Origin of the sequence: Motiliproteus sediminis (genome assembly GCF_017912535.1) — a bacterium.
Classification (GTDB): domain Bacteria; phylum Pseudomonadota; class Gammaproteobacteria; order Pseudomonadales; family Balneatricaceae; genus Motiliproteus; species Motiliproteus sediminis.
Window position 1 is genome coordinate 202,319 of sequence record NZ_JAERQK010000005.1, and the last position, 6,601, is coordinate 208,919.

The window sequence follows — 6,601 nt, forward strand, 5'->3', positions numbered from 1 at the left end:
AGCACTGGTAATACAGGCAACGGCTATGGCTCAAACATCACAACTGATCCTCACCTTAAAGCAGGCGTTAAAGGCCAACGGCAAAACCTACGCCGATGTGGCCGATCATCTTCAGCTATCGGAAGCCAGCGTCAAGCGGTTGTTCTCGGAGCAGAGCTTCTCGCTGGCGCGATTGGATCAGGTATGCCAACTTCTAGGAATGGAGATCAGTGACCTGGTGCAGCAGATGGCCAATCAGCAGCGGGCTCCGATCAGCGGCTTAAGCCTGGACCAGGAACGCGAGATCGCCGCCGACCTCAAGCTGCTGCTGGTGACGGTTTGTGTGCTCAATCACTGGACCTTTCGCCAGCTCCTTGACTATTTCCATCTCTCCGAGACTGACTGTATTCGTTACCTGGCGCAGCTGGATCGCTTGCAGCTGATTGAGCTGCAACCGGGCAACCGGATCCGGTTGCGGATCGCGCCAAATTTTGCATGGCATGAGAATGGCCCGATCCAGCGTTTCTTTCAGGAAAAGTTGGAACAGGAGTTCTTCAACTCCCGTTTTGACAAGGCCGAAGAGAAGTTGCTGGTGGCCAACGCTATGCTGTCGAAAAGCACCAATGCACTGTTCCAGCGGCGGCTGGAACAACTGGTGCGCGAGTTTGACGCACTGGCCGCCGACGATCGCAGTCTGCCGTTTGAGCAGCGCCACGGTTGTACGCTGGTACTAGCGATGCGGCCCTGGAAGTACGGCCTGTTCGACGCGCTCAGGCGGTGAGCGCTTTTCATGTTGTCTTATTCGTTGGTAAGGGTGCCTTATTAAATCGGTTCGTACTGACACCGGTATGCACGCAGTCCGGCATCTGGCGTTGGCCCCAAGGGAGCGTCAAGAGCAACGGGATACCGGTGAAGGCTTTTCTGCTGACGCGCTTCAGTTCAGAAATCTAATAATCAATGCAGCCAAGGATTGTTCGGCCACTTGATGTGACCGGACCGATCCCGAACGAGCAAGAAGGCTGCTTTACAGTAAACCCTGAATTTATGCGGATGCCGATGCTTGTGCATCTTTTACATGGGGAACATAGTCCATATCGGACCCCATAATATGGTTCAGCAGCCAATTACGCAGAAAGGCTAGGATATCTGCCATGACCTCAGGATTACCGCCGGCATGGCGCTTTCTCAGTGTGTCTAACTGCGCAAGCAGTTTTGCGTGTTGATCTTTATGCTGTTCAGTGTCTGGATAGTCCGAGTGGCTGAAAAGCGCCTCTTCGAACTGGAAATGGGTCGCAGTATATTCCACCAGACTTTCAAGAATGTGTCCCATCACCTCCGGGCCCTGTCCGGTGCGCAGTGCTTCGTGTAGCTGATTGTATATACTGATCAGCCGCTTATGCTGATCGTCAATATCGTCTATCTGGGTGGCCAGGCCTTTACTCCAGACTACGGTTTCAACGGAGGCGTCTGCAATCGCCGCGCTGCCTATCTCAAACCCGTCCATTTGCCGCTGCAGCGCATTAGCCATAATGTCGATACGGTGACTGGCCGCTACCGCTTGCTGAGCATCACTGGTCAGACTCTGGGTGTCCAGGCCCAGTTCGCGCACCGCTTTAAGGGTCATCTCTGTGGAGTGGCCGAGCTGTTCACTGGTTACAAAGATACGCCGGGAGGTGCCTACAACCTCGGTCACCATGCCACGAAGTTCACGCACGAATTCGTTAAAGTGCCTGCAGATGTCACCGATCTCATCCTCTGACTGGATGGGCAGTTGGGCTGTCAGGTCGGCCTTTCCCGCCGCAATTGCTTGCATGGATTCCCGCAGTTTAAGAATAGGGGGCAGCACCTTGAAGTAGATGATCGCGATTGCTGCAAGGACCATGAGAATAATGCAGCCCAGCCCCAGGCTGACGACAGAAAGGCTGTTTGAGAGAGTTTTATCCACCACCGAATGAAAGTCCCTCAATTCTTCGTTGGAGCTGTTCACCAGCGACTCTACCTCTAGAGATAATCGCAGCGATACGTCATCAAGCCCGGTTTCCGGGCGCTGCATAATCGCATTACCCGCCTCTCGGCCCTGGTCAATGTAGGCATTTGCCATCACCACGCCGACCTCATGAAGGGCTCGGGCTTCCTTGATTAGGCGTCGACCCTCAGTCGCTTTTTCCGGCACCAATGCAATAAACTGATTGAGATTGGACTCCGCTCTTTCGAGGCTTTTATCGGCTTCGGCAAATACCGCCCTGTCTGCGGTTGCCCCGACATCGGTCAGGAATTGCTGGATCTGGACGATATGAAATCGAGCATCCTTCAGCGCCAGATTGGACTCAACAAGAATGACATAACGTGAATAGCTGTCTCTCAGGTTGTTCAGTGAGATGGACAACGGTGTGACGATGAGGGGCAGTCCGATGAATACCGCCATAGCAAATATCATCAGCAGCTTGTATATGGAGAGTTTCTTCACGACAGGCTCCCTGTGTCTGAAAAACGTCTTTAAGGCGACTCTTACGCCGGGTTATTGCCACGATATGGGCATCCAGCCTCATTGCACCAAACCGAAGTCGAGGGAACGGTAGCACATTAGCGAACCGTGATTCTTTGATGAAAATCACTGCTGCCTGACACAGCAACCATTAATCGAATGAGCTGATGGTATCAGTGCCCTGTATTTCTTACCCCTTCCGACATCAGTCACTACATCGTGCTACTTCATAAGCCGGTTATCTGTCGCGCAAACAGCTAGGGCTGCCAGCTTGTTTGGTTTCTTCGTAATGTCTTTCGTGAAGCAGAGACGGCGGGCGCTGATTCTATCGAGCTAACATCTGGTTGGTGCAAAACGGTCATTTTGTCCACCACGTTTGCCTCAGCATAAGCGCGAGTTTGCCCTCTTCCGTTGTCCTGCGATTTAGCGTCGCTGGTTGCGAATAGTGCGACCTTCAGGTGCGTTCTACGCCACTTTGGTGGTGATCTTTGAGGACTCCATTCCGCTGACGTATTGCTTGGCGCGCCGGCACCGTCGTCGGCGATAACTCGGGAGTGAGTCTATGGACCCTTATGATATCCAGAGCCATTCAAGCGGATGGTTGTTCTTCGTCAAAGCCTCTTTTGCAGCCGCGTTGGCTGCGATGGCCGGCGGCATTCTGTTTATGCCCGGTGACCTGATGGTGCAGGGCTATTTTGCTCTCTGTGCGCTGTTTCTGGTCAGCGCCACCATTAATCTGGCCAAAACCCTGCGTGACCAGCACGAGGGGCAGCGTTTGGTTAACCGCATCTCTGACGCCAAGGCAGAGAAAATGATTCGCGAATTGAGCGATTAAGGAGGTAGTCATGAGCATGCAACTTGTCAGAAAGATCGGCACCCTGCTGCGAGGCGGGGCCCGCGAAACCCTCGAAGGTGTGGTGGACGGCAACGCGTTGCGGATTCTGGAGCAGGAGGTGATTGACTACGAGCAGGCGCTGCTTGGTGCCAAGCGCCAACTAACCCAGCTGGTAGCGGAGCGGATGAGAGTGGAGCGCGAGTTGGGCTTGCTTCAACAGCGTCAGTTCGAGCGTGAAGCCCAGTTGGCTGAGGCACTATCGGCTGGTCGTGATAGCGAGGTCGAGCCGTTGGCAGATCGCATTGCCGACTATGAACGGGAGATCCTCAGCCAGCGTAAGATGCGTGATGCGTTGGCGGTGGAGGAGCAGCGGCGTAGCGAATCGCTACGAGTCTCGGTGCGGGAGCTTGATGGTTACCGGCGCGAGTTACGGTTGTTCAAGTCTCGGCAACGAGACGCGCTGATTCAGGGCCGCACTGCGGCCGGGCAGGGTGAGCTGCAGAGCGCGCGTTCGGCACTGCAGCTGTCGTTGGGCCGGATACGTCAGCGCGGTGATGAGCAGGATTTCCAGGAGCAGGCGGAGGAAGCGCTGGAGCGGCAGTTGCAGCAGGATCCGTTGACGCAGGTGGATAAGGCCAGCGAAGACCGTCAGCGAGAACAGAGGCGGGCGGCGATTATTGCCCGGCTGCGCGAGGAGGGGCCGGTTCGTCCCGCCTGATAGCTTGGATCAGCAGGTTGCGCGGGGTGAGTTGGTAGTCGCAGAACTCGCTCAGCGTGACCTGATAACCGCGTTCTTGCAGATAGAGCGCGCGATCCAGTGCCAGCCATAGTTCCAGCGGGCGGCGGAACAGGTTGCGCACCAGCTCGATGCGGGTAACGGTCAGTACTCGTTGTCGGCCTTGTTGTTCGAATTCTGCGTAGTCGATGGCGTCGGGGAGCCTCAGCTGTTTGCGCGCGGCCATCCAGCGACAGTAATCTTCGAAGCCACCGCTCAACTGACTCTTGGGAGCGGAGGGGCAGGGCAGGTAGCTGTCTTCTCCGCGCAGTTGGCGTTGCAGCAGATCAAATCCGAGCCGCCATGCCAGCTCGCGCTGGCGCAGACGACGCTCGCGGGCTCCCGCGGTGACGGTGTCCTGCAGCGCCAGCTTGAGGTCCTGCCGTGATAGCTGCAGCCTGCTGATGCGGGCGCTATCGCTGAGGGGATGATAGTGCTCTTCATCTATAAGGTGGTAGCAGCAGGGTGATAGGGTTACTCCGGCAAGTCTCTGCTCACTAGCCAGGCGGAGCAGGCGCAGATGCAGCTTGCCACAGGCGTGCAAGGCTACCGCGTGCTGTCGGGGGTGCAGCCGGGCCGTGGTTGCTGGTGCCATCACATCCTGGGGCTGCATTCGGCAGTCGAGTTTTAGGGCGTCGGCGAGATGCTGGCCCTGGTTGCAAAGAGTATGTTGCCACTCCAGCGACAGCACCGGACGCTGGTGGCGAAAAGCCAGCAATCTTCCCAGATGCCCTTTACCTGCACACCATTCCAGCCACTGCTCACCCGCCGGACGGAGCGCCTGGTCAAACGCGCGAATCTGCTCCCACTTGCGCCCAGGGACGTGATAGCTGAGCCGAGCAGGTAAGGTATCCGTTGACGCAGAGTACGCGGCCATCTCCTGCGTGGGGGCTTCAGGTAGCTGACTATGCGCATGGAGTGGCAGTGCAGCGTCGATAAAGGAAGCCAGATTCTCGGCGCGCAGCTGATCGTCACGCTCCAGCGCTTCGCAGGCGCTCAGGTCTAGCGTTTGCAGCCAGTGGTGCAGGCTCTGGTGCTGGTGCCAGGGCAACTCTTTCAAGGCGAATGGACGCAGTTGCCAGAAGGGACGCAGCTGGGTCAGCAGTCGGTCAAGGGCAATGAAGCGGTCGCGGAGAGAAAGCACAGCAGGCATGCAGAATATAGGTTGATAACGGGCAGGACATAATACGCGGCGCTATTACCGCTGAACAGTGGCAACTATCAGCATTGAAATGGCTCTATAGTGAAAGCATTGCACCCTGTTCGGGATTGTCGGTAAGGAAGCGTATTATGGCCAGTATTGGAAATCTGCAGTCTTACGCCATGTTCGGTGGCGTCAGCGATCAGCAGTTGATTGTGTTGTCACGGTTGCTCAAGGCGGAAACATTCCCCGAGGGGGCCTTTCTGTTCCATCAGGGGGATAAGGCCGACCGGCTGTTTTTCATTCAGCAGGGGCAGGTCGAGGTGTTAAACCGCTTGTCAGACGATACGCTGGTGCCGCTGGCCAAGCGTCAGGAAGGTGATTCTATCGGAGAGATGGCGATTATCGACCAGCAGAATCGCTCAGCTTCAGTCAGAGCATTGGAATCCGTGACTGTGTTGTCGCTGTCCTGCGCGGCCCTTAGCGAGCTTCACCGAACTGACCCCGAGCTTTATACGCTGATGTTGATGAACCTGGCTCGCGAGTTGAGCCGGCGCCTGAGGGCAACGGATGCTGTGGTTGCCAGCTCGCTCTTTGCGCGTTCAGTAGCGAATGCGGAGATAGGGAAGTTCTAAGCTGCCCATGTCTTGTCCTGATATAGGTTGACACTATTTCAGCTTAAAAACGCCCGATGCACTTCATCGGGCGTTCTGTATTTTAAGGCCATGTGCGGCCGTCTTGTATTGTAGAGACGTACTGATTCATCAACCATGACCGCTGCCTGCTCCAGATTGTCAGGCTTTCTCAGCAAATACTCTCCTTTCAGTATACCGTTGACTCTTTCCGCCAACGCATTTTGATAACAGTCATAGCCGTCCGTCATTGAACAACGTACGCCGTACTTTTCGTGCACGGCTTGGTAACGTTTCGAACAGTACTGTATGCCTCGATCGGAGTGGTGAATTAACCCGGTTCTACCTCGATAGTCCTTGAGCGCCTTTTTATAAGCCGTTACTACAGACTCTGCTCGCAAGTCACTGTGTATATGGTACCCAACGATCTTGCGTGAATACGCATCGGTAACCAGGCTCAGGTACGCCTCTCCATTCCTTACCGGTAAATAGGTGATATCCGCGACCCAGATCTGTTCCGGTTGTGTTGCCTGCTCCTGCGCCGCGCCGGGCTTGAGCAAGTTAGGATGGCACCAAAAACGATGATGACTCTGCGTCGTCTTGTGATAGGCCCTCAGCCGCCGAACTAGTAGTCGATGGGTCTTGAGCAGTTCAAACAGCTTGTCCCTGCCGATTCTAAACTCCGTTTCCATCGTCAGCAGATGCAGTAGCTTGCGAGTCCCCAGCTGCGGTTGCCGGATACGCTCATGCCGTA

7 protein-coding genes are annotated in these 6,601 nt (G+C 55.7%); 4 read left to right on the top strand and 3 right to left on the bottom strand.

The window, feature by feature from the left end; genetic code table 11:
• Positions 1–25 precede the first annotated feature (25 nt).
• Complete coding sequence (locus JJQ76_RS11450; protein ID WP_210396953.1) at positions 26–760, top strand: helix-turn-helix domain-containing protein; 735 nt, start codon at positions 26–28, stop codon at positions 758–760.
• A 261-nt stretch (positions 761–1,021) separates the two neighbouring features.
• Here the strand turns inward: JJQ76_RS11450 and JJQ76_RS18260 are convergent, their stop codons facing one another.
• Positions 1,022–2,446, bottom strand: a complete 1,425-nt coding sequence (locus JJQ76_RS18260; RefSeq protein WP_210396954.1) for a bacteriohemerythrin — start codon at positions 2,444–2,446, stop codon at positions 1,022–1,024.
• A gap of 580 nt (positions 2,447–3,026) precedes the next feature.
• Here JJQ76_RS18260 and JJQ76_RS11460 point away from each other — a divergent pair.
• Together JJQ76_RS11460 and JJQ76_RS11465 are read left to right on the top strand one after the other, a co-directional pair.
• Entirely contained in the window at positions 3,027–3,299 is a 273-nt protein-coding gene (locus tag JJQ76_RS11460) for a YiaA/YiaB family inner membrane protein (RefSeq protein ID WP_210396955.1), read from the top strand.
• A gap of 10 nt (positions 3,300–3,309) precedes the next feature.
• Entirely contained in the window at positions 3,310–4,017 is a 708-nt protein-coding gene (locus tag JJQ76_RS11465; protein ID WP_210396956.1) for a PspA/IM30 family protein, read from the top strand.
• Here the strand turns inward: JJQ76_RS11465 and JJQ76_RS11470 are convergent.
• On the bottom strand, positions 3,974–5,218 hold the full coding sequence (locus JJQ76_RS11470; RefSeq protein WP_210396957.1) for a methyltransferase: 1,245 nt from the start codon (positions 5,216–5,218) through the stop codon (positions 3,974–3,976). The two genes, JJQ76_RS11465 and JJQ76_RS11470, sit on opposite strands and share 44 nt — an antisense overlap.
• A 146-nt stretch (positions 5,219–5,364) precedes the next feature.
• Here JJQ76_RS11470 and JJQ76_RS11475 point away from each other — a divergent pair, with 146 nt between their 5' ends.
• Positions 5,365–5,850 (top strand): cyclic nucleotide-binding domain-containing protein, encoded by a 486-nt coding sequence (locus JJQ76_RS11475; RefSeq protein WP_210396958.1) that lies wholly within the window; start codon positions 5,365–5,367, stop codon positions 5,848–5,850.
• A 38-nt stretch (positions 5,851–5,888) separates the two neighbouring features.
• Here JJQ76_RS11475 and JJQ76_RS11480 read toward each other — a convergent pair.
• Positions 5,889–6,601 (bottom strand): IS3 family transposase (locus tag JJQ76_RS11480; protein ID WP_210396959.1); only part of this gene is annotated, 713 nt, incomplete at its 5' end.

Bases quoted from the DNA above. Each gene is read 5' to 3' on its own strand.
- JJQ76_RS11475 (WP_210396958.1), top strand. From the start codon at position 5,365: ATGGCCAGTATTGGAAATCTGCAGTCTTACGCCATGTTCGGTGGCGTC.
- JJQ76_RS11465 (WP_210396956.1), top strand. From the start codon at position 3,310: ATGAGCATGCAACTTGTCAGAAAGATCGGCACCCTGCTGCGAGGCGGG.
- JJQ76_RS11460 (WP_210396955.1), top strand. From the start codon at position 3,027: ATGGACCCTTATGATATCCAGAGCCATTCAAGCGGATGGTTGTTCTTC.
- JJQ76_RS11450 (WP_210396953.1), top strand. From the start codon at position 26: ATGGCTCAAACATCACAACTGATCCTCACCTTAAAGCAGGCGTTAAAG.